Source organism: Amycolatopsis sp. NBC_00348 (genome assembly GCF_036114655.1).
Lineage (GTDB): Bacteria > Actinomycetota > Actinomycetes > Mycobacteriales > Pseudonocardiaceae > Amycolatopsis.
This window is the reverse complement of sequence record NZ_CP107994.1, coordinates 10,615,649-10,639,252: the sequence shown is the minus strand read 5'-3', so window position 1 is coordinate 10,639,252 and position 23,604 is coordinate 10,615,649. Positions and strand designations below refer to the sequence as shown.

Here is a 23,604-nt window from a genome sequence, read left to right as displayed (position 1 = left end):
TCAGAGCCCGTAGGCCTCCAGCAGCCGCAGCCACACCTCGCTGATCGTCGGGAACGCCGGCACCGCGTGCCACAGCCGGTCCAGCGGCACCTCGCCGACGATCGCGATCGTCGCCGAGTGCAGCAGCTCCGAGACGTCCTGGCCGACGAACGTCACCCCGAGCAGCACGTTCCGCTCGGTGTCGACGACGATCCGGGCCTTGCCCTGGTACCCGTCGGCGTGCAGCGACGAGCCCGCCACCGCGATGTCGATGTCGACAACGCGGTCGTTCGAGCCCTCACGGGCGTCCGACAGGCCGACGGAGGCGACCTCCGGGTCGGTGAACACCACCTGCGGCACGGCGTGGTGGTCGGCGGTCGCGGTGAACGGGCTCCACGGCGAGGTGTCGACCTTCTCGCCCTTCGCCAGCGCCGCCACGGTGTCGCCCGCCGCGCGGGCGCCGTACTTGCCCTGGTGGGTCAGCGGGGCGCGGCCGGTGACGTCGCCGGCGGCGAACAGCCAGTCACCGTCCACTGCGGACGCCTTGCCGGTGTCGTCGACGGTGAGCGGGCCACCGGCCTCGACGCCGAAGCTCTCCAGGCCGAGCCCGGCCGTGCCGGGACGCCGTCCGGTCGCCACCAGGAACTCGTCGACGACGAGCACCTCGCCGTCCTTCAGCGTCAGCTCGGTGCCGCTCTCGCCCGCGGCGACGCGCTCGACACCCGACATCGTGTGGACGAACACGCCTGCCTCCCGCAGGCCCGCCAGCACGAGGTCGCCGACGAACTCCGCGTTGCGCGGCAGCGGGCGCTCGCCGGTGATCACCAGGTGCACCTCCGCGCCGAGCGTCGCCCAGGCCTGCGCCATCTCGACGCCGACCACGCCGCCCCCGAGGACGCCGAGCCGGGCCGGCACGGCCGAGGCCGACGTCGCCTCGCGCGAACCCCACGGCCGGATCGTGTCGATCCCCGGGATCTTCGGGGTGTTCGGGACGCTGCCGGTGCACACGATCACCGCGTGCCGCGCGGTCAGGACGCGGTCGCCGTCCACGGTGACCTCGCGCTCACCGGTGAGGACGCCGTGCCCGCGGACCGGCTCGATGCCCGCGCCGCGGGCCCACTCGACCTGGCCCGCGTCGTCGCCCTTGCCGGTGAACCAGTCCCGGCGGGCGAACACCTGCGCCGGGTCGACCGCGTCGCCGACGGGCACCCCCGGGATCCGTTTGGCCGCGGCGAGGAGATTTCCCGGCCGCAGCAAGGCCTTGCTCGGGATGCAGGCCCAGTAGGAGCACTCGCCCCCGAAGCGTTCGTGCTCGACGAGCGCGACCTTCAGGCCCCCGCGAGCCGCTCGCTCGGCGGCCACTTCGCCCACCGGGCCCGCGCCGATCACCACTACGTCAAAAGTCTGTCCGGACATGGCATCAGCGCACACCACCACGCGGGATCACGCAAGCCAACGGCTATCCTCGTCAGGAAGCCGCAAGCTGTCGGCGGCCCCGGAGTGTCGCCGAGTCCCGGGTGCCGCGCATCACACGTTCGAGTAACGGGAGGTTTGTCGTGGCCAGGAACACGGCTGTGCGGGTGCTGGATGACCTGACCGGCGAGGCCGCTGGGGAGACCGTCGGGTTCGCGCTGGACGGCATCGACTACGACATCGACCTCTCCTTCGCCAACGCCGAGGCACTGCGCGTGCTCTTGCAGCGCTACGCCGACGCCGGCCGCCGCAGTGGTGGCCGCAAGCGCCGGCCGCGGCTCGTGCCGGGCGCGAAGAAGCCGCGCGCCAAGGCCGTCCCGAAGACCGCGAAGCCGGTCGCCGGACGTCGCACCGCCGTCGTCACGAAGGCCGCTCCGGCGCGCGCCACCAAGGCGACGCCGAAGGCCGCCGCGGCCAAAGCCGCCCCGGTGAAGGCGGCCACCCGCGCGAAGACCACGGCCGCCGAGCCCGCGAAGACCACTCGCGCCCGGAAGACGGCGGAGCCGAAGAAGACGACCCGCGCGTCCGCCCGCAAGGTGCCGACCGTGACGTTCTCGGCGGCCGAGAAGTAAGTCCACAGTAGACGGAAGGTCCGTGAAGGCCTCCTTACCGGCTCTTATGGCCGGGAAGGAGGCCTTCACGGCTTTCAGGCCGCGCGCTGGGCGCCGTCCGCGTGCCAGGACGGGTAGCGGTAGCGGGTGTGCAGCAGCGCCCGCTGCCGGGTCAGCTCGGCCGCGGACGGCGGGCGCGGCACGAACGTCCCGAGCAGCTGCGACGCCGCCGCGCGCACCGCGGCTTCGACCGCCGGGAAGCCGGGCCGGAGGCCGTGCTCGGCCAGCGACGCGACCGGGCTGCGGTGGGAGTCGAGCGGACGCGGGTCCGGCGGCGCGCTCGTCAGGTACCGGCCGACGAGGGCGGCGGACGTCTCGACCAGCAACGTCGAGTGGGCCAGGAGCCCGCCCTTGGTGCGGAACACGGCGAAGCCGCACAGCTTCGCGTCCTCGACGAACAGGCCGCGGTCGCCGATCCGCGGCACCAGCCCGAGCTGGTCGACGGCGGCGCTCATCACCTGACCGAGCGCTTCGAGGGGCCGCTCGGGTGGACCGGGCAGTGACATTCGGGGCTCCGCCCCGGCCGGGGGCTCCGCCACCCGGACCCCCGAAAACGGCAGCACCAGCGTGACGTTGAGGTTGCCCGGGTCGTGGAACACGGTGCCGCCGCCGCTCGCGCGCCGCAGCACGGGCACGCCGTCACGCTCGCACGCCTCGACGTGCACCTCACGCGCGATCCGCTGGCCGCGCCCGACCACGACGCACACCGGGTTGCGCCAGAGCCACACGACCGGTGACTCCGGCGCGACCCGGAGGAGTGCTTCGTCGAACGCGAGGTTCTCGGCCGGGTCGGTGAACGCCGCACGCACATCCGACCCGCTCGTCATAACGCCTTGAGTTCCTCCACGATCTCGCCCACCGACGTCTTGGCGTCGCCGAAGAGCATGCTGGTCTTCGGATCGTAGAACAGGTCGTTGTCGATCCCGGCGAAGCCCGAGCTCATGCCGCGTTTCAACACGATCACGGACCGGCTCTCGTTGACCTTGAGGATCGGCATCCCGTAGATCGGCGACGTCGGGTCGGTCTGCGCGGCCGGGTTGGTGACGTCGTTCGCGCCGATCACCAGCGCGACGTCGGTCTGGGCGAACTCGGAGTTGATCTCGTCCATCTCCTTGAGCTGCTCGTACGGCACGTCGGCCTCGGCGAGCAGCACGTTCATGTGCCCGGGCATCCGGCCGGCGACCGGGTGGATCGCGTACTCGACCGTGATGCCCTTCTTCTCCAGCAGCTTCGCCATCTCCCGGACGGTGTGCTGCGCCTGCGCCACGGCCATGCCGTAGCCCGGCACCACGACGACCTTGCTCGCGTACGCCATCTGGATCGCCGTGTCGGCCGCACTCGTCGAGCGCACCGGGCGCTCTTCCTTCGCGCCACCGCCGGACGCCACTGCCGGGCCGCCGCCGAAGCCGCCCGCGATGATCGCCGGGATGGACCGGTTCATCGCCTTGGCCATCAGGTTGGTCAGGATCGAGCCGGACGCGCCGACGATCATCCCGGCGACGATCAGCGCGGTGTTGTCCAGCGCCAGACCCATCGCCGCGGCCGACAGCCCGGTGAACGCGTTGAGCAGCGAGATCACGACCGGCATGTCCGCGCCGCCGATCGGCAGCACCACGGTGAGGCCGAGGATGCCCGCCGCGACGAGCAACCCGACGATCAGCAGCCAGGAGTCGCCACCGGCGACGATGACCACCGCGCAGCCCAGCGCGACCAGCAGGAGCAGCGCGTTGATCGGCTGCTGCAGCTTGCCCATGCTGATCGGGCGGCCGCTGATCAGCTCCTGCAGCTTGCCGAACGCGATGTTCGAGCCCCAGAAGGAGATCGACCCGATGATCGCGGCGAACAGCGACGCGATCGCGATGTACCTGGGTTCGTGCGCGTAACCGTCGGTGGAGTTGAACTCGACCCACGCGATGAGCGCGACCGCGCCGCCGCCGACGCCGTTGAACAACGCCACCATCTGCGGCATCGCGGTCATCTTGACCTTGCGCGCGGACGGCACGCCGACCAGCGCGCCGATCGCGACGCCGAGCACGATCAGCAGCCAGTTGCCCATGCCCGGGGTGAGCAGGGTGGCGAGCACCGCGACGCCCATGCCGACCGCGGCGATCCAGTTGCCGCGGACCGCGGTGCGCGGGCCGGTGAGGCCCATCAGGCCGTAGATGAAGAGCGCGAACGCGACGATGTAGAGGATCGCGACGAAGTCGGTCACTTCTCGTCCTCCTCGTCGGCGGGTGCGGGCTTCTTGGCCTTGAACATCGAGAGCATCCGGTCGGTGACCAGGAAGCCGCCGACGACGTTGATCGTGCCGAAGGCGATCGCGATCACCAGCAGGATCTTGTTGAACACGCCGTCGACGCCGAGGCCGAGCACGACCAGTCCGCCCAGCAGCACGATCCCGTGGATCGCGTTGGTGCCGGACATCAGCGGCGTGTGCAGGGTGTTGGGCACCTTCGAGATGACGGCGAAGCCGACGAACCCGGCGAGCACGAGCACCGCCAGGTTCTGCACGAGTGGGCTCACGCGACGCTCCCTTCGCGCCCGGCCACGCAGGCACCGGCGACGATCTCGTCCTCGAAGTCCAGCTTCAGCTCGCCTTCCTTCGTCACGAGCAGTTCCAGCAGCTCGGTGACGTTGCGGGCGTAGAGCTCACTGGCGTGCGAAGGCATCTCGGCGGGCAGGTTCAGCGGGGACGAGATGGTGACGTCGTGCTCCACGACGTCCTCCCCCGGCTTGGTCAGCTCGCAGTTGCCACCGCTTTCACCGGCCAGGTCGATGACGACCGAACCGGCCGGCATGCCCTTGACGGCGTCCGCGGTGACCAGGGTGGGCGCCTTGCGCCCGGGCACCAGCGCCGTGGTGATCACGACGTCGAACCGGGTGATCGCCTCGGTGAGCCGGCGTTGCTGCTCCTCACGCTCCTCCGCCGTCAGCTCGCGGGCGTAGCCGCCTTCGCCGACCGCTTCGATGCCGAGGTCGAGGAACTGCGCGCCGAGCGACTTGACCTGCTCGCCGACCTCGGGCCGGACGTCGTAACCGGTGGTCTGCGCGCCGAGCCGCTTCGCCGTGGCCAGTGCCTGCAGCCCGGCGACGCCGGCGCCGAGCACCAGCACCTTCGCCGGGGGCACGGTGCCGGCCGCGGTGGTGAGCATCGGGAAGAACCGCGGGAGTTTCCGGGCCGCGAGCAGCACCGCGCGGTAGCCGCCGATACTGGCCTGGGACGACAGCGCGTCCATCGCCTGGGCGCGGGAGATCCGCGGGACCGCCTCCATCGCGAACGCGCGGAGACCGGCCTCCTCGAGTTTCGCGAGCCCTTCCGGGTTGCCGCGCGGGTCGAGGAAGCCGATGAGCACGGTGCCCCGGCCCAGCTTCGCGACCTCCCCCGGCGCGGGTGGGTTCACCTTGACGACGACGGGTGCGCTCCAGGCGTCGCCGAGTTCGGCGCCGGCCTGGATGAACGCGTCGTCGCTGAGGTACGCCCCGGCCCCGGCACCCGGCTCGACGAGGACGCGCAGCCCGCGTTGCGCGAGCCTCCCGACGAGTTTCGGCACCATGGCCACCCGGCGCTCCCCGGGGCGTGACTCGGTGACCACACCCACGGTGAGCTGCTGATGCTGTTCGCTGTCCGCCACACGACCTCCTCATCGGCGAGGAACGATCCGTGGGTTGTACCACGCCGGACCGACAGTCCCCACTGACCTGAGTCGGAAGTCTCGCAGTTGTCCGGTAATCCGGGCGTTGTGCGGAAAATGTTCAGCGAGTCTTCCAGTGTGGAACGCCCAGCAAGATCAAACGCAGCCGTTTTTCCGCCATTCCGGTGATTTTCGGATCTTCACCGGGCCGTGCTTCCAGCAGTTCGACAATCGTCGCCAGCATCACGGAAACGATCAAGTCGGCCAGCATGTGCAGGTCGTCGGTCGTCCAGGACCGCAGCGTCGCGAACCGGGCGAGGTCGATCGCGAGGTCGCCGGAGAACATCCGCAGCTCGACGCCGATGGCCCGGGCGAGCGGGCCGCCGCCGTACCGCTCGCGCGTCAGGAACCGGAAATGGTCCTCGTGCGCGCGCACGAATTGGTGCAGCGTGGCCACCGAGGCGCTGATCATCCCGTGGTAGGTGTCCGGGTCGGTGCGCGCGGACCGGATCATGCCGCGCAGCGTGCGCGTCGCCTCTTCGACGAGCGCGACGCCGAGTTCCTCCATCGACGCGAAGTGGCGGTAGAACGCCGTCGGCACCAGGCCCGCGCCTTTCGCGACCTCGCGCAGCGAAAGGCTGGCGAACGGGCGGTCGGCGAGCAGTTCGAGGGCCGCGTCCAGCAACGCCTGGCGCGTGCGCTGCTTGCGCTCCTGACGACTCACCGGCTCTTCGGACACAGGGTCCAGCGTACGGATGTCCACCGCGTTGCTCACGTCACATCCTCCGCCTCTCGCGTTGACAGGTCGTCCACTCATGCCGTGCACTGTTGAGTGTACAGTCGTTCACTGTAATCGAGGAGGTCCGATGACGGCGCTCTTGCCCAAGCGGGTCCGCCGGCTCGCCTCGCTCGCCGAGGCGCTGCTCACGCCCCACGGAATGGACCGGTATCTCGAGCTCGTCGACCCGATGCTGGTCCGCCGCGAGGTCCGCGGGCTGGTCACGGCCGTGCGGAAGCAGACACCCGACAGCGTCACCCTCACCGTGCAGCCGAGCCGCGCGTGGCCCGGCTTCACCGCCGGCCAGTACGTCCGCCTGCAGGTGGCGATCGACGGCGTCCGCCGGACGCGCTGCTATTCGCCCTGCGGGTCGCAGTACACCGGCGAACTCGAGTTCACGGTCAAGGAGCAGGGCCTGGTCTCCGGGCACCTGAACCGCGAGATCGGCGTCGGGTCCGTGGTCGGACTGTCCACACCGGACGGGACGTTCACCCTGCCCGCCACCCGGCCGGAGCGGGTGCTGCTGATCGGCGGCGGCAGCGGGATCACCCCGGTGCTCGCCATGGCGCGCACCCTCGTCGACGAGGGCCACCCCGGCGAGATCGTGTTCCTGCTCTACTCGAACGGCCCGTCCGACGTGCTCTACCGCACGGAGCTGGCCGAGCTCGCCGCCCGGCACCCCGGGCTGCGGGTCGTGCACGCCTACACCCACGCGAAGACCGGCGGCGACCTGCGCGGGTTCTTCTCGCCGGCGCACCTCGAGGCGGCCGCGCCGTGGTACCGCGACGCGGAAACGTTCGTCTGCGGCCCGAAGCCGCTCATGGACGCCGTCCGCGAGCAGCTCGGTGAACGCGTGCACACCGAAGAGTTCACGCCGCCCGCGTTGACGTTCGACACGGGGAACGCCGAGGGCCAGGTGCGCTTCAAGCGCAGCGGCCGCGAGTGCGCGAACTCCGGGAAGCCGTTGCTGGAGCAGGCCGAGGAAGCCGGGCTCTCGCCGGAGCACGGCTGCCGGATGGGCATCTGCTTCTCCTGCACCCAGCTCAAGACCGCCGGCCGCGTCCGCAACGCCAAGACGGGCGAGGTTTCCGGCGAAGAAGACGAAGAGATCCAGCTCTGCATCTCCGTCCCCGTCGGGGACGTCGAGATCGACGCTTAAGGAGTACCGCCATGACCGGTCTGCAGGACCGACTCACCCCGGCCCAGGTCGAGGAGTTCGGCCGTGAGCTCGACGCGCTGCGCCAGCGGGTCGTCGAGGACCTCGGCCAGGAGGACGTCGACTACATCCACAACGTCATCAAGACCCAGCGCGGCCTCGAGGTCGCCGGCCGGGCGCTGCTGTTCGCCGGGTTCTTCCCGCCCGCGTGGCTCGCCGGTGTCGGCGCGCTGTCGCTGGCGAAGGTCCTCGACAACATGGAGATCGGCCACAACGTCATGCACGGCCAGTACGACTGGACGCGCGACCCGGCGCTGAGCTCGCAGCGCTTCGAGTGGGACAACGTGGCGCCCGCCGAGAACTGGCGGCACTCGCACAACTACATCCACCACACGTACACGAACATCCTCGACAAGGACCGCGACATCGGTTACGGCGTCCTGCGGATGGATCCCGCCCAGAAGTGGCACCCGTACTACCTGGGCAACCCGGTGTACGCGGTGGCGCTGGCGGTGTTCTTCCAGTGGGGCGTGATGCTGCACGACCTGGAGTTCGACCGGATCGTCAAGGGCGAGCGCACGTGGTCGGACACCACCGGGGTCGTCCGGAAGATGGTCAAGAAGGCGTCCCGGCAGGTCGGCAAGGACTACGTGCTGTTCCCGCTGCTGACCGGCCCGCTCGCGCCGCTGACCTTCGCCGGCAACGCGACCGCGAACCTGGTCCGCAACCTCTGGTCGTTCTCGATCATCTTCTGCGGGCACTTCCCCGCCGACGTCGAGAGCTTCACCGAGGAGGAGACCGAGAACGAGTCGCGCGGCCAGTGGTACCTGCGCCAGATCCTCGGCTCGGCCAACATCACCGGCGGCCCGCTGTTCCACATCATGAGCGGGAACCTGTCGCACCAGATCGAGCACCACCTGTTCCCGGACATCCCGGCCCGCCGGTACCCGGAGATCGCCGGCGAGGTGCGCGCGCTCTGCGAGAAGTACGGCCTGCCGTACCACACGGGCCCGCTGCACAAGCAGCTCTGGTCGGTGGCGAAGAAGCTCACGAAGCTCGCGTTGCCGTGGAACGGCGCCCCGCGCGCACGCGCTACGGTAGAGCGCGACCAGGAACTCCGCGCGGCATAGAAGGACGATGCTCATGGTCGGGCAGTTCGAGAGCGGCAAGGACACGGTCCAGGTGATCACCGAGTCGGCCGCGACCCACATCGGCAACATCGCGACCATCATCACCGGCGCGGTGCGCGACATCGCCCGCGAAACCGGTGACTGGCTCACCGACGTCATCGAGATGCGCGAAGCGGCGCAGAAGGCACGCGAAGACCGCGAAGAGCCGGAACTCGACGTCTGAGAGTTTCCGCGAAAGCCGCTTTGAGGGCTGCAGGGTCCTCGAAGCGGCTTTCGCGCGCTTTCCGGCAACCGGAACCGTCGGTGCCGCCAGGTAGCGTGGAATTCGGGGGCGCCCCCGCCGGGCATGGGGGAAATCCGGATGGGCAGCGCGGTGCGGACCGGTGAGACTGGAGCCGTGACCAGCCTTGATCTGCCTCGTCCCCACCTGCTGCGGCGGGTGTTCGGGCCGCTGGCCGCGCGGGACTTCTGGGCCGAGTACGCGTGGCTGTGGCTCTCCGGTCCGCTGACGCTGTTCTCCCTGGTCAGCGTGCTCGTCGTGCTCGTGCTCGGCCTGTGGCTGACGCCCGTGCTCATCGGGTTCCTCGTGCTCGCCGGCGCCCTGCTCTACGCCCGCGGCCTCGGCGCCGCCCACCGCGGGCTGGCGCGGGTGCTGCTCGGTGTGAGCGTGCCCGCCCCGCGCCGTCCCGAGCTGAAACCCGGCCTGTGGAGCTGGGTGAAGGCGCGCGTCGGCGACCCGGCGGGCTGGCGGACGGCCGGTTACCTGCTGCTGCGGCTCCCGCTGAGCTTCGCCGGGCTGCTCACGGTGTTCTCCGCGACGCTCTTCGGCCTGACCGCGACCAGCTACGCCTTCCTCTGGTTCCCGCTCGGCGAGCGGGACCTGCCGGCCTTCGGCATCCGCGCCGAGGGCTGGGCCGGCGCGCTCGCCTGGTCGGCGTCCGGGCTCTTGGTGCTGGTGGCACTGCCGTGGGTGGTGCACGCCTTCGTCGCGCTCGACCGGCTGCTCGTGGTCGGGCTGCTCGGTGAGCGCGTGCTGTCCGAACGCGTCCGCGACCTGGAGGCGAGCCGGGCGACGGCGGTCGAGGACTCGGCGTTGCGGCTGCGGCGGATCGAGCGCGACCTGCACGACGGCGCCCAGGCCCAGCTGGTGGCGCTGGCGATGAAACTGGGGCTGGCCAAGGACGAACTGAAGGCCGACGACCTCGACGTCGCCCAGGTCCGGCAGCTGGTCACCGCGGCGCACGCCAACGCGAAGCAGGCCCTCACCGAGCTGCGGGACCTCGCCCGCGGCATCCACCCGGCCGCTTTGGACGCGGGCCTCGACGTGGCGCTGGCGACGCTGGTCGCGACGTCCGGGATGGACGCGCGGGTCACCGTCACGCTGCCCCGGCGGCCACCGCCGTCGCTGGAGACGATCGTCTACTTCAGCGCCGCCGAGCTGCTGACGAACGCGGCGAAGCACGGCGGCGCGACGCTGGTCGAGATCCGCGAGGACCGGGACGTGCTGTGGCTGCTCGTCCGCGACGCCGGCGCGGGCGGGGCTCGGATCGTGCCCGGCGGCGGCCTGGCCGGGGTCGCCGAGCGGCTGCGGACGGTCGACGGCGAGCTGGCCGTGACCAGCCCGCCGGGCGGTCCGACCGAAGTGACCGCGCGGGTCCCGCTGCCCCGCTAGGGTCGGCGGCATGCGGATCGTCATCGCGGAGGACTCCACCATCCTGCGCCAGGGCCTCGTGGAGCTGCTGACCTTCCGCGGCCACGAGGTCGTCGCCGCGGTCAAGGACGCCGAGACCCTGCGCGCGGCGGTGACCGAGCACGCGCCCGATGTGTCCATAGTGGACATCCGGATGCCGCCGTCGCACACCGACGAGGGCCTGCGGGCGGCGATCGCGTTGCGCGGCGAGCTGCCCGGCTGCGCGATCCTGCTGTTCTCCCAGTACGTCGAGACGAAGTACGCGTCGCAGCTGCTGGCCGACCGCGCGGGCGGCGTCGGCTACCTGCTGAAGGACCGCGTCGCCGAGGTGTCGGACTTCCTGGACGCGCTGCGCCGGGTCGCGGACGGCGAAACGGTCCTCGACCCCGAAGTCGTCCGCCAGCTGTTCGCGGCAACGCGCCAGACGGACGCGCTGAGCGGGCTCACCCCGCGCGAACGCGAGGTGCTGGGCCTGATGGCGGAAGGCCGGTCGAACTCCGCGATCGCGGCGGAGCTGTTCCTCTCGGCCGGTTCGGTGGAGAAGTACGTGACGTCGATCTTCGGCAAGCTGGGGCTGTCACCGTCCGAAGGGGACAATCGCCGGGTGCTGGCCGTGTTGCGCTACTTGGACTCCTGAGCGAGCATCCCGTCGACGAACGCGCGTAGACCGCGCGCGAAGGTGTCGCGTTCGGCCAGCTCCGGCCAGCGCTCCCCGATCGCCGAGAGGCTGGGGAACCGGGTCGCGTCCAGCTTCTCGAAGACCGTGTCGCGGTAGCGCGGCCGGCCTGCTGCCGCGCGGCGCGCGGCTCGCACGCGGACCAGGATCTCCCCCGCCGTGTAGTACCAGATGTTCCGGTACAGCTCCACGGCCTCCTCCGGGGTCCGGCCGCAGCCGATCGCCCCGCCGACGATGGCGTCGACCATCCACAGGGCCGACTCGCCGAGCAGGTCGTCGGCCGTCAGGACCTCCACCGCCTCCGGCCAGGCGGCCAGCGCGGTGTGCATCACGGTCGCCGCGACGACGATCCGCTCGCGCGGGTCCGCCGGCATCTCGGGTCGCTTCAGCCGGGAGGCGTAGTAGTCGAGCAGCTGGATCAGCAGGTCGTCCTTGTCGCGGACGTGGTGGTAGAGCGTCGTCGTGCCGACGCCCAGCTCGGTGGCCAGCCGCCGGACCGTCAGCTTGTGCCAGCCCTCGCCGTCGAGGATCACCCGCGCCGCTTCGAGGATCTGCGAGCGCGAAGTCGTCGGCGGGCGGCCGATGGGTCGTGGCATGCCGTCCATCATGCCGGTCGACACCCGTCCGGCGCGCGTGCTACTTTCGGAACATGTTCGAAAACTACGACCTGTTCAAGACCATGATCCACCTACGACCCGGCGGCGTCGTCGAGGCGTCCGGCCCGGGCGACCGCCGCGAAGCACTGGCGGGTGACGCTGCGAGCCTGTGGAGCCTCGGCGCGTTCCACGCCGAGAGCGACACCGCCGTCCACGCCGACTACTGGGAGCGGCACCCGAACGGGCACGAGGTGCTCTTCGTCTTCGCCGGCGCGCTACGCGTCTACCTGAGAGACGAGGGGCCCGAGCCCGTGACCACGCTGAGGGCCGGGCAGTCGTTCATCGTCCCGCCCGGCCGGTGGCACCGGCTGGCCGTCGAAGAGCCCGCCGACCTGCTGTCCATCACGCCGCGGTCGGGCACCGAGCACGAACGGGCCGCGGCGTGAGCGCGAACCGGCGAGGCATCCTGGTGGTGTGCCTGGCCGTGTTCGGGCTGATGGCGGGGCAGCAGATGCTGAACCCGATCCTGCCGCCACTGGCCCGCGAGTTCGGGTTCAGCGAGCTGGCGCTGGGCGCCGTGTGGGCCGTCGGCGGGGCGGGCGTCGTGCTGGCGAGCCCGTTCTGGGGGCGCCGCGGCGCGTCGTGGGGCCACCGGCCGGTGCTGCTGATCTCCCTGGCCGGCGCGATGATCGCGCTCCTGGCGTTCGCGCTCGTCGCCCGGCTCGGGCTCGGCGGCACCCTGGCGGTGCCGGTGCTGTTCACGCTGGTGCTGCTCACCCGCGGGGTCGTGTTCGGCCTCGCGTGGGCCGCGACACCGGTGACAGCGCAGTCGTACATCGCCGACCTGACGCCGGGGCCCGCCGAGCGGGTGCGGGGGATGTCGATGTTCGGTGCCGCGCAAGGGCTCGCGCTCGCGGTCGGGCCGGCGCTCGGCGGCGTGCTGAGCCTCGCCGGGCTGACCGTGCCGATCTACGTCGCGCCGGTCATCCTGGCCGTGATCGCCGTGCTGGTCGCGATCGGCCTGCCGAAGCCGCCGGCGCGGGAAGTGCGGGCTCCCCAGGTGAAGGTCAGCCCGGCCGACCGGCGGATGTGGCCGTTCCTGCTCATCGGGTTCGGCCTGTACCTCGCGCTCGCGATCGTGCTCATGACCGTCGGCTTCCTGGTGCAGGACCGGCTGGGCCTGGCCGCGCAGGACACGAGCCGGGTGACCAGCCTGGTCATGCTGGCCGGCGCCGGGCTGATCATCCTCGTCCAGGTGCTGGCCGTGCCGCGGCTGAAGTGGACACCGGTGCGGCTCATCCGGGTGGGCGCGGTCGTCATGACCGGCGGGATGCTGCTGGTGACCGTCGCTTCCGGCGGGCTCCTGCTCGGCGCGGGCGTCGCCGTGCTCGGCGCGGGGATGGGGTTCGCCACCCCGGGGTTCATGTCCGCGCCGACGCTGCTCGCGACGCGCGAGGAGCAGGGCGCCGTCGCCGGGCTGGTCGGGTCCGCCAGCGCGCTGGCGTTCATGGGCGGGCCGTTGCTGGGCACCGGGCTGTACGAGATCTCGCCGACGGTCCCGTACGCCGCCGGCGCGGTGCTGCTGGCGGGGCTGGCCGTCTTCGCCTTCACCCGCCTCGGCACCTTGACCCGGCAACCCGCGGAACTGGTGGCCGCTCCTTAGGCTGGAGTCCATGTACTCCACCGAGATCGAGGTCCGCACCGGCGCCGAGGCCGTCGTCCACGACCTCACGCACGAGGCCGAGTCGTTCCTGCGCGACGCGGACGCGCACGACGGGCTGCTGCACGTCTGGGTCCCGCACGCCACCGCGGGCCTGGCGATCCTCGAGACAGGCGCGGGCAGCGACGAAGACCTGCTGACCGCGCTCGACGGGATCCTCCCCCGTGACGGCCGCTGGCGGCACCGGCACGGGAGCCCGGGTCACGGCCGTGACCACGTGCTTCCCGCTCTGGTGCCGCCCTACGCGACGGTCCCGGTGCTCGGCGGCGTGCTCGCGCTGGGCACCTGGCAGTCGATCTGCCTAGTGGACACCAACCTCGACAACCCGGTCCGCCGCGTGCGGTTCAGCTTCCTCGCGGGCTGACCGGCCGGGCCAGAGCGCGACCGCGAGCCCGGTGGCCAGCAGGGCGCCGAGCACCCAGACGCCGGTGGTGACGTCAGGCGCGTCCGGTACGCCCTGCAGCAGGCTGCGCAGGCCTTCGGCCGAGAAGCGGAACGGCGTCCACGACCAGAGCAGCGTGCGGTAGGCCGGGTTCAGCAGCTCCGGCACCTGCCCGGCGACCGCGGGCGCGACCAGGTAGAGCGGACCGAGCACGGCCATCGCGCGCAGGCCGAGCAGGCGCAGCAGGCCGGCTTGCACGGCCGCGAACGCCGTCGCGGCCAGGAACACGAAGCCGAGGACGCCGGCGGTCAGCGGCAGCGCGGCGTCCCACAGCGCGAAGAACCCGGCCACCACGGCCGTGATCAGCACGCCGGCCCCGGTGATCTGCAGCAGGCGGGCGCCCGCGCCGAGAGTGCGTCCGGTGCGCTTCGCCAGCTGCGTCACCGCGAGCCCGGCGACGAGCGCGCCGATCCAGGCGAGGGCGCTCGCGGCCAGCGGCGCGGTCCGCCCGGCGAGGCTCACCGGGTGCAGCACCTCCTGCTTCGGCGCTCCGGCCAGCGCGCTCGCGGCGCCGGTCAGCGCCTGCTGCGCGACCTGCGTGCCCGCCGGGTTGACCGCGCCCGAGGTGACGACCGTCGCGGACGGTCCCGGCCCGAGTTCGAGCACGCCGTAGACCTGCTTGTCCTCCAACAGCTTCCGCGCGTCGGCCGGGGTCGCGACGGTCCACTCGAGCTGGCCGCCGCCGTGCGCGGCGATGCGTTGCGCGACCTCCGGCGGGGCGGCGACCGCGACCGGGACGCCGTCCGGCGCGACGGTGGCCTGCGCACCGAAGGTGAGGAACCCGAGCACCACCGCCACCAGCGCGCCGGCCACGGCGGCGACCAGGGCGAGGGCCCCGGCGGGGCGCCGGACAGGACCGGTCATGACAACCTCCACTTATTCTTCATGCGTTGAATTAATCTCACGGTAAGAGCCGTCGCCGAAGAAGTCAACACGTGTTGAATAGTGACGCCGGTAACCTCGGACCCGTGACGAAGACGCGGCTGGTGCTCTGGGACATCGACCACACGCTGGTGGACTACACCGGCCTCGGCGCCGCTTGGTACACCGCGGCCCTGGCCGCGACGACCGGCGCCGAGCTGAAGACCTACCCCGACTTCGGGGGCCGCACCGAGCGGGCGATCAGCAGCGACCTGCTCACCGCGCACGGTATCGAGCCGACCGAGGAGCTGCTCCAAGCGCTCTGGAAGGCGCTGATCGCGGAGTCCGAGCGCGCCGTCGTCCACCTGCCCACCAGCGGCCGGGCCCTGCCGGGCGCCGCGGCGGCGCTGACCGCGTTCGCCGGGCACGACGAAGTCGTCCAGTCCCTGGTCACCGGCAACCTGCCGGAGATCTCGCGGCACAAGCTCGCCGCGTTCGGCCTGGACGAGCACCTCGACCTGGAGATCGGCGGTTACGGCACGCTCTCGGCGCACCGCCCGGACCTGGTCCCGCACGCCGTCGCGCAGGCGGTGGCCAAGCACGGGACGCCGTTCGCCGCCGACGCCGTGGTCGTCATCGGCGATACCCCGAGCGACGTCGAAGCCGCGCTGGCCCATGGCGCGATCGCCGTCGCCGTCGCGACCGGGCAGTACCCCGCGGACGCGCTGCGGGCGGCCGGCGCGCACACCGTGCTGCCGGATCTGGCCGACATCGACGCCGTGCGGAGTGCCGTCCTCGGCTGACGACCCCGAAGGTCATCGTCCTCGGGACCGGGATGACCCTCACTCCGGAGGAGGACTCCCCTAAGGGAAATCTCGCTCTGGCGTCGGATGTCGGGAGCGGCCGCGCTCGCCAGACTTCTGAGCATGACTGAAACAGCGTCGGTGGGCCTGCCCGCCGGAGGGGGACGCATCCGCGGCACGGTCGCGGTACTGAGGCGACGACTGCCGTTCACCAGCAGCGTCGTCCTCGCCATGCTCGTGCTGGCCGTCGCGACCGGGGCGCTCTGGAGCGCCGCCGAAGACCGCGCGGCCTACCCGTTCGTCGCCTACGGGCTGCCGTCGCTGGAGGTGGGCCGCTGGTGGACGATGCTCACCGGGCCCTTCTTCGCCGTCATCCCCTGGTACTACCTCCCGATGGTCGGCAGCTTCGCGCTCTTCGCGGGCTTCGCCGAGTGGCAGCTGGGGACGCGGCGCGCGATGGCCGTGACGATCGGCGGCCAGTTCGTCTCGGTGCTCGTCGCCACCCAGTTCCTCGCGCTGAGCCGCAACTCCGGCTGGCTGTGGGCCGAGCGGATGGCGGGCAGTCTCGACGTCGGGTTCTCCGGCGGCGCGCTCGCCGCCGTCGCGGTCGCCAGCGCGACGCTGCGGCCCCCGTGGCGCCTGCGGCTGCGGGCCGGGCTCTGCGTGTACGCCGGCGTCGCGATCATCTACGTCGGCACGCTCGCCGACCTCGTCCACTTCTTCGCGCTGGCGCTGGCCATCCCGCTCGGGAAGCGGCTCGTCGGCCCGCGCGGCACGACCGACACCGCGGGGCCGAACGTGCGGGAGTGGCGGCTGCTGACCGTCGCCGGCCTGCTGCTGCTCACCGTCGCCGAAGTCGTGATGTTCCTGGTGCCCGGCGACGGCCCCTTCGGTTCCGCGGAAGGCGTTTCGCTGACGGCGCCGGAGCTGGCGATCCTCGTCCTGCTGGTGGTGCCGATGCTCAACGGCCTGCGCAAGGGCGGCCGGGTCGCGTGGCGCTGGGCCGTCGCGCTCTCGGTGTTCGTGACGCTGCAAGGGCTCGCGACCGCCACCCTGATCGGCCTGGCCGACGTCTTCGGCGGCGACTACGACACCGCCGGGCTGCCGCTGTTCTTCGTGGACAATCTCTTGTGGACGGTCGAGCTGATCGTCCTGATCGCCGGACGTCACGCTTTCCGCGTGCCTTCGCGACGCAGGCTGCGGCGCCACGCCCAGGGCCCGGGGGTCGCGCTGGCCCGCACGCTGCTCGGGCGGCACGGTGGCAGCACGCTGTCGTGGATGACGACGTGGCCGCGCAACACGTACTTCGTCCGTGAGGACGGCCGCTCCTACCTCGCCTACCGCAAGCACGCCGGCGTCGCCGTCGCGCTCGGCGACCCGATCGCGCCGGACGGCACCGCGGCCGCGACGGTCACCGAGTTCGCCGCCATGTGCGAGAACTCCGGCCTGGTGCCGTGCGTGTTCTCGGCGACCGAGGCCACCGTCGCGGCGACGGGCGAGCTGGGCTGGCAGCACGTCCAGGTGGCCGAGGACAACGTGCTCGACCTCGACGGCCTCGAGTTCCGCGGCAAGGCGTGGCAGGACGTCCGGTCCGCGCTGAACAAGGCGGCCAAGCAGCACATCGACTTCCGGCTGGTCCGCTTGGCCGACCAGCCGGAACCCATCCTCGCCCAGGTCCGGGCGTTGTCGGAGGAGTGGATGTCGGACAAGGCCATGCCGGAGATGGGTTTCACCCTCGGCGGCCTCGACGAGGCGATGGACCCGGCGACCCGCGTCGGCCTCGCGGTGGACGCCGAGGGCGTCGTCCACGGCGTGACGTCCTGGCTCCCGGTCTACACGGGTGCGGGCAAGGTCGGCGGCTGGACGCTGGACGTCATGCGCCGCAGCGCCCACGGCTTCCGGCCGGTGATGGAGTTCCTCATCGCGTCGGCCTGCGTGGCCTTCCGCTCCGAAGGTGCCCGGTTCGTCTCGCTGTCGGGTGCTCCGCTGGCCCGCAGCGCCGACGGGGCGCCCACGCGCACGATCGACCGGACGCTGGAGTCGCTGGGCCGCGTGATGGAGCCGTACTACGGGTTCCGTTCGCTGCACGCGTTCAAGGCGAAGTTCCAGCCGCGGCACGTCCCGCTGTACCTGGCGTTCCGCGACGAAGCCGACCTGCCGCGCATCGGCCTGGCGCTGAGCCGCGCGTACCTGCCGGACGTCCGGCTGCGCGAACTGGCGAAGCTGGTCAGTAGCTCTCGGGGACGCTGATCCGTTGCGGGAAAAGGATTTTCCGCCGGCTGACGACGTTCTGGTCCTTCTCGATCAGGGCGCCGTCGGTCAGCCGGAGCCAGTGCCCGTTGTGCGAGTCGCTGAACGCGACCATCACCCCGGGCGTCAGTTCCGTGCCGAGCCGCGCTTCGGGGACCGCCATGCGCCACTTCCCCGGTGGCAGCACGGCGTAGAGGTATTCGTCGTCTTCGATCTCCGGCCCGCGGTGCAGGGTGGAGCCGGTCATCGGCAGGCTCTGCACGAGGTCGAACGACACGACGACGTGGTTGATCGCCTCGGCATTGGCGTTGGCCACGACCATGCAGGTCCGGTGCTCGACCCGTTCGATCCACGCGGTGACCTTCGCGGCCTGTTCCTGCCGCTCGCGCGCGTCCCGCTGCCGCCGGTCCTTCCGGGCCACCCGCCCGTCCCGGATGGCGATCCACAGCGCGACGGCCACGGCCGCGACGGTGCCGACGGCCCCCGCCCACTGCCCGGCCGCACCCCACCACTCAGGGCTGCGGCTGCGCGTCGTCCAGCCCCAGGCCTTGGCCAGCAGCGGTCCGAAGAGGAGCAGGAACCCGGCGACGCCCAGGACGCCGAACGCACCCGCGCGAAGCCGTGCGAGCCGCTTGTCCATGGGCCCAGCCTGCCGGACCCCGACGTTCAGCGGTAGGTGGTCGGCGGCGGCGTCATCGTGCCGCGGTCCGCCGCCGGGACGAACCGATAGCTCTGGAGGATCCGCACCAGGTCTTCGCGGATCGTGGGCCCGGACCGGTCGGCGTCCGCGTACGCCACCACGACACCCGACGTCACGGCGTCGGCGCCGGTGAAGGCCATGGCCGCGACCACCGCGTGCTTCGCCGCGCATTCCCCGGTGTCCGACGGGATCACGTCGGCGACGACGATCCGGGCCGGCGCCTTGGTGCCGTCGGCCTTCGTGACCTGGGCGTCCGTGCCCGCGTCCGGCATCACCGTGGCCAGCGGCCCGTTGTCCGGGCTGTACGCGCTCACGCCGAGGTCGGTGACGGCCTTGCGCGCCGCGGCGCCGGGGTCGCCCAGGGGTTCGGTCTTGACGCCCGCGCCGCCGAGGTCGTTCTTCTGGCAGAAGTTCCGGCCCAGGAACGCGCTCGTGACGAGCGTGATGCCCGGGGCCGCGCCGGTCTTCTCCCAGCCGTGCACCGTGGTGGGCGCGGGTTCCCAGTTCGGCGGCACGTCGTAGGCGTACGAGCCGTCCTTGCCCGCGACGGACAGCCAGCCGCTCACCGCGGCGGGCACGGTCACCCGCGGCGACGGCGTCACGACCAGTGGCGGCAGCGGTGCCGGCGTCGACGACGGCCGGTGCGGCTTGCCGACGCCGAAAGCGTTCAGCACCCCGGCGATCAGCGCGATCAGGACCAGCCCGACCCACGGCGCCCGCGACGAGCGTCGCCACTTCGGCGGCTTCGCGGCGGGACGGATCCGCTTCGGCTCAGCACGAGGCGGCTCGATATGCGGAGTCTCGACGTGCGGCGCCTCGGCCGGCGGAGTCCCGAAGCCGCCGGATGGGAAGCGCGGCGCGTCCGCGGGCTCGTAACCACCGAACCCGCGGAGCGCCGCGTTGTCCTCGTACCCCGGCGTTGTCTCGTCCCGCCGCCGGAACAGGCCCATTACGACCGGACGAGCTTGACCAGGTGCTCGACGACGGCGTCGACCGCGATCTCTTCGCGCTCGCCGGTGCGCCGGTCCTTGACCTCGACGACGCCGTTGGCCAGGCCGCGCCCGACCACCAGGATGGTCGGCACGCCGACCAGCTCGGCGTCGGCGAACTTGACGCCCGGGGTCGCCTTGCGGTCGTCGAGGATGATCTCGAGACCGGCCGTGTCGAGCTCGGCGGCGAGCTTCTCGGCGCCGGCGCGCACCGCGTCGTCCTTGCCCGCGATGACGATGTGCACGTCGAACGGCGACACCTCGCGCGGCCAGATCAGGCCGAGCTCGTCGTGGTTCTGCTCGGCGAGCACGCCGACCAGCCGTGAGACGCCCACGCCGTAGGAGCCCATCGTGATGCGGATCGGCTTGGAGTCGGGGCCGAGCGCGTCCAGCTCGAAGGCGTCGGCGTACTTGCGGCCGAGCTGGAAGATGTGCCCGATCTCGATGCCACGCGCGGCGACCAGGGTGCCGTGGCCGTCCGGCGACGCGTCGCCCTCGCGGACCTCGGCGGCCTCGACGGTGCCGTCCGGGGTGAAGTCACGGCCGGCGAGCAGGTCGATGACGTGGTGGTCGGCCTTGTCGGCCCCGGTGACCCAGGCGGTGCCAGGCGCAATCCGCGGGTCGGCGAGGTAGCGCACGCCGTTGTCCTGCAGCGCCTTCGGGCCGATGTACCCCTTGATCAGGAACGGGTTCGCCTTGAAGTCGGCCTCTTCGAGCAGCTCGACCTCGGCGGGCTCGAGCGACGCTTCGAGGCGCTTCATGTCCACTTCGCGGTCACCGGGGAGCGCGACGCAGACCAGCTCCCACTCCTTCGCACCCGGCTGACGCGCCTTGAGCATGACGTTCTTCAGCGTGTCGGCGGCGGTGAACTCGCGGCCGAGCCCGGCCGCGTTGAGGAAGTTCACCAGCGACTCGATGGTCGGCGTGCCCGGCGTGTGGTGCTCCTGCGCCTCGGGCCGGCCTTCGGTCGGCTGCGCGGCCGGCGCGGGCGTCACGACGGCTTCGACGTTCGCCGCGTAGCCCGACTCGGTGCTGCGGACGTAGGTGTCCTCACCGGTCTCGGCGACCGCGAGGAACTCCTCCGACGCCGAGCCGCCCATCGCCCCCGACGTCGCCTTGACCACGACGTACTCGAGGCCGAGGCGGTCGAACAGCTTGGTGTAGGCGGCGCGGTGCGCCTGGTAGGAGCGCTCGAGGCCCTCGTCGTCGAGGTCGAAGGAGTACGAGTCCTTCATGACGAACTCGCGGCCGCGCAGGATCCCGGCGCGGGGGCGCGCTTCGTCGCGGTACTTCGTCTGGATCTGGTAGAGCGTGACGGGGTAGTCGCGGTACGAGCTGAACTCGCCCTTGACCGTCAGGGTGAAGAGCTCTTCGTGGGTCGGGCCGAGCAGGTAGTCGGCACCCTTGCGGTCCTTCAGGCGGAAGAGGCTGTCGCCGTACTCGGTCCAGCGGCCGGTCGCCTCGTAGGGCTCCTTCGGCAGCAGCGCGGGGAACTGGATCTCCTGCGCGCCGATGGCGTTCATCTCGTCGCGCACGACGGCCTCGACACGGCGCAGCACGCGCAGGCCCAGGGGCAGCCACGAGTACCCGCCCGGGGCGACCCGGCGGACGTAGCCGGCGCGTACCAGGAGCCGGTGGCTCGGTACCTCGGCGTCCGCCGGATCCTCGCGCAACGTGCGAAGGAACAACGACGAAGTCCTGGTGATCACTGCGGGGCTCCCTGCGCCAAGCGGGTGTGAAAGTCCCGCTCAGGGTAGTCACTCCCCCTGCCGTGACTCCAACGGGTTAGCCGAGCGCCCGTTTTTGTCGGTGGTGATCGCTAGCGTTCCGGTCATGAAACTTCGCATGGCCATGATCACGATCGACTGCGCGGATCCGCGCGGGCTCGCGGAGTTCTGGACGGCGGCGCTCGGCACGACCGTCGCCCAGGACTTCGAGGGCGAGTTCCTGTTCCTCGCCCCACCGGAGGGCGGGCTGTCGCTGGGGCTCCAGCGGGTGCCCGAACCACGCGTCGGCAAGAACAGGGTCCACATCGATCTCGGTGCCGAAGACCGGGAACAGGAGGTGAAACGGCTGGTGGCGCTCGGCGCGACCGAGCAGGCGCAGCACGAGGTACCGGGCTTCGCGTGGACGGTGCTCTCGGATCCCGAGGGCAACGAGTTCTGCGTGTCCGGTTCGCACGACGGGTAGTTCCCGGCTGCCGGTCCACCCCGCGTCGCCGCGGCGGCGCGGGTAGAACTGGCGGCATGAGCGCTCGCGTACTGCTGCCGTGGACCGACATCGAAGTGCCGGAGGGGATCGAGGCCGCGTATTACGACGGCCTTGGCGCGCCTCCGCCGGCCCTCGACGGTGTCGAGTTCTACGTGCTGCCGTACGACCGCGGACCGGAGCCACCCCGCCTGATCAAGGACCTGCCCTCGTTGCGCGTGGTGCAGGCCCTGTCGGCCGGGGTGGAGGCCCTGGTCCCGCTGCTGCCCGCCGGCGTTCGCCTGGCCAACGGACGCGGCCTGCACGACCTGAGCGTCGCCGAGCACACACTGGCGCTGATCCACGCGAGCCAGCGGGACCTGCCCCGCTGGTTCGCCCAGCAGGAGCGCCGGGAGTGGGTTCGCGAGCACACGCGGTCGCTCGCGGACAGCCGGGTGCTCCTGGTCGGCTACGGCTCGATCGGGCAGGCGATCGAGCGCCAGCTGCTGGCGGCCGAAGCGCTGGTGACCAGGGTGGCGAGCCGCGCGCGTCCGGACGCGGCCGTGCACGGCGTCGCCGAGCTGCCCTCGTTGCTGCCCGAGGCCGACATCGTGGTGCTCGTGCTGCCCGACACCCCGGCGACGCGTGGCCTGCTCGGAGCCCCCGAGCTGGCCGCGCTCCCCGGCGGCGCCCTGGTGGTCAACGTCGGCCGAGGCACGGCGATCGACACGGAAGCCCTGCTGGCGCAGACGCGAGCCGGGCGGCTCCGTGCCGCCCTCGACGTCGTGGACCCGGAGCCGCTGCCGGCCGACCATCCACTGTGGACGGTTCCGGGCGTCGTCCTGACGCCGCACATCGCGGGTGGCTCGGCGTCGTTCTACCCGCGCGCCAAGAAGCTGGCCGCGGACCAGCTGCGGCGGTACGCGCGGGGCGAGGAGCTGCTCAACCTCGTGCCACCGGCTTGACGTACACGTGCCATTCGTCTTCGACGCGGAACCCGCACCGCTCGTAGACGCCGAGCGCCCGGTGCGCGTTGTCGACGTCGACGTTCAGCGCCGACCGCTCGAACCCGGCCGCCTTCGCCGCCAGGACGGTGTGGCCGAGCAGCCCGGAGGCGACCCCGCGGCCGCGTAGCGCGTCCCGGGTGCCCACCCAGGTCGCGTAGTGCTCGCGGGTGCCGGTCGCTTCGGCTTCGGACGCGTAGAAGTGGCTGAGCACGAAGGCCAGGACCTTCTCGCCGTCGAGGACCAGGAACGACAGGTCGGGCCGGAAGTCCTTGGAGCCGGTGACGAGGTGGCGCCAGGCGCCGGGCTCGTAGGCGGTGCTGCCCCAGTGGTCGCCGAAAGTGTCGTTGCGGGCGTCGAGCGTCGCGAGGTCGTACCCGAAGTCGAACGGCACGGGCTCGACGCCGTCCGGCAGCGGCGGCTGCGGTGGCAGGTCGGCGAGGCTGACGCGCATGTCCACCATCGTCCGCTGGTGCTCGTAACCGGCCGCGGCGAGCACCCCGGCGATCCAGCGCTCGTTCTGGTGGCTGCCGTGGTGCAGTTCGAGCGGCGCGCCCGGGAAGGCGCGCTCGTGGACCTCGCGACTCGTCCGGGTGAACCACTCGGCCAGGTGCGCGCCGACGGCGTCGTCGCGGTGGTCCGGGTGCACGACCGACTGGAGCCGGATCATGTGCACCGGGTTCGCGGCGTCCCGGCGGCGGACGAGGCCGTAACCGACGAGCCGATCGCCCACCCAGGCGCCGGTGCTGGCCGTGGCCAGGTCGATGTTGGGGCCTTCGAGCTCCTCGCGGAGGTCTTCGGTGCTGAAGTGCTCACCCGTGCGGTCGACCTCCTCGGCGGCGGCGTAGAGCCCGGCGAGGGCCGCGTCGTCGTCGAGCGTGAGGGGACGCCAGGTCAGGTCCATGCGCCGAGGCTAGGCCGGGCGGC

General features: G+C 71.8%; 25 protein-coding genes. 13 read left to right on the top strand and 12 right to left on the bottom strand.

Features of this window, described 5'->3' with window-relative positions; genetic code table 11:
• A complete protein-coding gene (locus OHS58_RS48255) occupies positions 1–1,395 on the bottom strand; it encodes a dihydrolipoyl dehydrogenase family protein (RefSeq protein ID WP_328646709.1) in 1,395 nt (464 codons plus the stop codon).
• A gap of 101 nt (positions 1,396–1,496) precedes the next feature.
• Between OHS58_RS48255 and OHS58_RS48250 the strand changes: the two genes are divergently transcribed.
• Positions 1,497–2,024 (top strand): Lsr2 dimerization domain-containing protein, encoded by a 528-nt coding sequence (locus OHS58_RS48250; RefSeq protein WP_328646708.1) that lies wholly within the window; start codon positions 1,497–1,499, stop codon positions 2,022–2,024.
• 74 nt (positions 2,025–2,098) lie between these two features.
• Here the strand turns inward: OHS58_RS48250 and OHS58_RS48245 are convergent, their stop codons facing one another.
• The 5 genes from OHS58_RS48245 to OHS58_RS48225 form a co-directional block, all read right to left on the bottom strand.
• Positions 2,099–2,890, bottom strand: coding sequence for a lipoate--protein ligase family protein (locus tag OHS58_RS48245; RefSeq protein ID WP_326955158.1), 792 nt, complete (start codon positions 2,888–2,890; stop codon positions 2,099–2,101).
• The gene (locus OHS58_RS48240; protein WP_328646707.1) at positions 2,887–4,275 is read right to left on the bottom strand and encodes an NAD(P)(+) transhydrogenase (Re/Si-specific) subunit beta; all 1,389 of its coding nucleotides are present in this window, start codon (positions 4,273–4,275) and stop codon (positions 2,887–2,889) included. Before OHS58_RS48240 ends, OHS58_RS48245 begins: the two co-directional genes overlap by 4 nt.
• Entirely contained in the window at positions 4,272–4,586 is a 315-nt protein-coding gene (locus OHS58_RS48235; RefSeq protein ID WP_247062553.1) for an NAD(P) transhydrogenase subunit alpha, read from the bottom strand. Before OHS58_RS48235 ends, OHS58_RS48240 begins: the two co-directional genes overlap by 4 nt.
• Positions 4,583–5,695, bottom strand: a complete 1,113-nt coding sequence (locus OHS58_RS48230; protein WP_326947261.1) for a Re/Si-specific NAD(P)(+) transhydrogenase subunit alpha — start codon at positions 5,693–5,695, stop codon at positions 4,583–4,585. Before OHS58_RS48230 ends, OHS58_RS48235 begins: the two co-directional genes overlap by 4 nt.
• Positions 5,696–5,816: 121 nt before the next feature.
• Positions 5,817–6,470: a TetR family transcriptional regulator gene (locus OHS58_RS48225; protein ID WP_247064072.1), complete on the bottom strand. Its 654-nt coding sequence runs from the start codon at positions 6,468–6,470 to the stop codon at positions 5,817–5,819.
• A 91-nt stretch (positions 6,471–6,561) separates the two neighbouring features.
• Here OHS58_RS48225 and OHS58_RS48220 point away from each other — a divergent pair, with 91 nt between their 5' ends.
• The 5 genes from OHS58_RS48220 (at position 6,562) to OHS58_RS48200 (ending at position 11,086) form a co-directional block, all read left to right on the top strand.
• Complete coding sequence (locus tag OHS58_RS48220; RefSeq protein WP_326947259.1) at positions 6,562–7,632, top strand: ferredoxin reductase; 1,071 nt, start codon at positions 6,562–6,564, stop codon at positions 7,630–7,632.
• Between the two features lie 11 nt (positions 7,633–7,643).
• Positions 7,644–8,759: a fatty acid desaturase family protein gene (locus OHS58_RS48215; RefSeq protein WP_326947258.1), complete on the top strand. Its 1,116-nt coding sequence runs from the start codon at positions 7,644–7,646 to the stop codon at positions 8,757–8,759.
• A 13-nt stretch (positions 8,760–8,772) separates the two neighbouring features.
• On the top strand, positions 8,773–8,982 hold the full coding sequence (locus tag OHS58_RS48210; protein ID WP_247062530.1) for a hypothetical protein: 210 nt from the start codon (positions 8,773–8,775) through the stop codon (positions 8,980–8,982).
• A gap of 138 nt (positions 8,983–9,120) precedes the next feature.
• On the top strand, positions 9,121–10,431 hold the full coding sequence (locus tag OHS58_RS48205) for a sensor histidine kinase (protein ID WP_328646706.1): 1,311 nt from the start codon (positions 9,121–9,123) through the stop codon (positions 10,429–10,431).
• A 10-nt stretch (positions 10,432–10,441) separates the two neighbouring features.
• Positions 10,442–11,086: a response regulator transcription factor gene (locus OHS58_RS48200; protein ID WP_326947256.1), complete on the top strand. Its 645-nt coding sequence runs from the start codon at positions 10,442–10,444 to the stop codon at positions 11,084–11,086.
• On the opposite strand, the gene OHS58_RS48195 is transcribed toward OHS58_RS48200, so the two are convergent.
• Entirely contained in the window at positions 11,071–11,721 is a 651-nt protein-coding gene (locus OHS58_RS48195; RefSeq protein WP_247062524.1) for a TetR/AcrR family transcriptional regulator, read from the bottom strand. The genes OHS58_RS48200 and OHS58_RS48195 overlap by 16 nt on opposite strands.
• Before the next feature lie 53 nt (positions 11,722–11,774).
• On the opposite strand from OHS58_RS48195, the gene OHS58_RS48190 reads away from it, so the two are divergent.
• The 3 genes from OHS58_RS48190 to OHS58_RS48180 are packed head-to-tail and all read left to right on the top strand — an operon-like array spanning position 11,775 to position 13,805.
• The gene (locus tag OHS58_RS48190; RefSeq protein ID WP_328646705.1) at positions 11,775–12,167 is read left to right on the top strand and encodes a cupin domain-containing protein; all 393 of its coding nucleotides are present in this window, start codon (positions 11,775–11,777) and stop codon (positions 12,165–12,167) included.
• On the top strand, positions 12,164–13,384 hold the full coding sequence (locus OHS58_RS48185; RefSeq protein WP_328646704.1) for an MFS transporter: 1,221 nt from the start codon (positions 12,164–12,166) through the stop codon (positions 13,382–13,384). The genes OHS58_RS48190 and OHS58_RS48185 overlap by 4 nt, the downstream gene beginning before the upstream one ends.
• Positions 13,385–13,394: 10 nt before the next feature.
• Entirely contained in the window at positions 13,395–13,805 is a 411-nt protein-coding gene (locus OHS58_RS48180; protein WP_326947253.1) for a secondary thiamine-phosphate synthase enzyme YjbQ, read from the top strand.
• On the opposite strand, the gene OHS58_RS48175 is transcribed toward OHS58_RS48180, so the two are convergent.
• Positions 13,743–14,747: an ABC transporter permease gene (locus OHS58_RS48175; protein ID WP_328646703.1), complete on the bottom strand. Its 1,005-nt coding sequence runs from the start codon at positions 14,745–14,747 to the stop codon at positions 13,743–13,745. The two genes, OHS58_RS48180 and OHS58_RS48175, sit on opposite strands and share 63 nt — an antisense overlap.
• 104 nt (positions 14,748–14,851) lie before the next feature.
• Between OHS58_RS48175 and OHS58_RS48170 the strand changes: the two genes are divergently transcribed.
• Positions 14,852–15,547, top strand: a complete 696-nt coding sequence (locus OHS58_RS48170; protein ID WP_328646702.1) for an HAD family hydrolase — start codon at positions 14,852–14,854, stop codon at positions 15,545–15,547.
• Positions 15,548–15,670: 123 nt separating this feature from the next.
• A complete protein-coding gene (locus tag OHS58_RS48165; protein ID WP_326955167.1) occupies positions 15,671–17,797 on the top strand; it encodes a bifunctional lysylphosphatidylglycerol flippase/synthetase MprF in 2,127 nt (708 codons plus the stop codon).
• Here the strand turns inward: OHS58_RS48165 and OHS58_RS48160 are convergent.
• From OHS58_RS48160 to OHS58_RS48150, 3 genes are read right to left on the bottom strand one after another with little or no spacing between them, the layout of a single operon-like run.
• On the bottom strand, positions 17,775–18,437 hold the full coding sequence (locus OHS58_RS48160; protein ID WP_328646701.1) for a hypothetical protein: 663 nt from the start codon (positions 18,435–18,437) through the stop codon (positions 17,775–17,777). The two genes, OHS58_RS48165 and OHS58_RS48160, sit on opposite strands and share 23 nt — an antisense overlap.
• Before the next feature lie 26 nt (positions 18,438–18,463).
• On the bottom strand, positions 18,464–19,447 hold the full coding sequence (locus tag OHS58_RS48155) for a hypothetical protein (protein WP_328646700.1): 984 nt from the start codon (positions 19,445–19,447) through the stop codon (positions 18,464–18,466).
• Positions 19,447–21,195: a proline--tRNA ligase gene (locus OHS58_RS48150; protein ID WP_328646699.1), complete on the bottom strand. Its 1,749-nt coding sequence runs from the start codon at positions 21,193–21,195 to the stop codon at positions 19,447–19,449. Before OHS58_RS48150 ends, OHS58_RS48155 begins: the two co-directional genes overlap by 1 nt.
• 124 nt (positions 21,196–21,319) lie before the next feature.
• On the opposite strand from OHS58_RS48150, the gene OHS58_RS48145 reads away from it, so the two are divergent.
• Entirely contained in the window at positions 21,320–21,676 is a 357-nt protein-coding gene (locus OHS58_RS48145; RefSeq protein WP_326955170.1) for a VOC family protein, read from the top strand.
• 56 nt (positions 21,677–21,732) lie between these two features.
• On the top strand, positions 21,733–22,638 hold the full coding sequence (locus tag OHS58_RS48140) for a 2-hydroxyacid dehydrogenase (RefSeq protein ID WP_328646698.1): 906 nt from the start codon (positions 21,733–21,735) through the stop codon (positions 22,636–22,638).
• Here the strand turns inward: OHS58_RS48140 and OHS58_RS48135 are convergent.
• The gene (locus OHS58_RS48135; RefSeq protein WP_328646697.1) at positions 22,616–23,581 is read right to left on the bottom strand and encodes a GNAT family N-acetyltransferase; all 966 of its coding nucleotides are present in this window, start codon (positions 23,579–23,581) and stop codon (positions 22,616–22,618) included. The two genes, OHS58_RS48140 and OHS58_RS48135, sit on opposite strands and share 23 nt — an antisense overlap.
• Between the last annotated feature and the right edge of the window lie 23 nt (positions 23,582–23,604).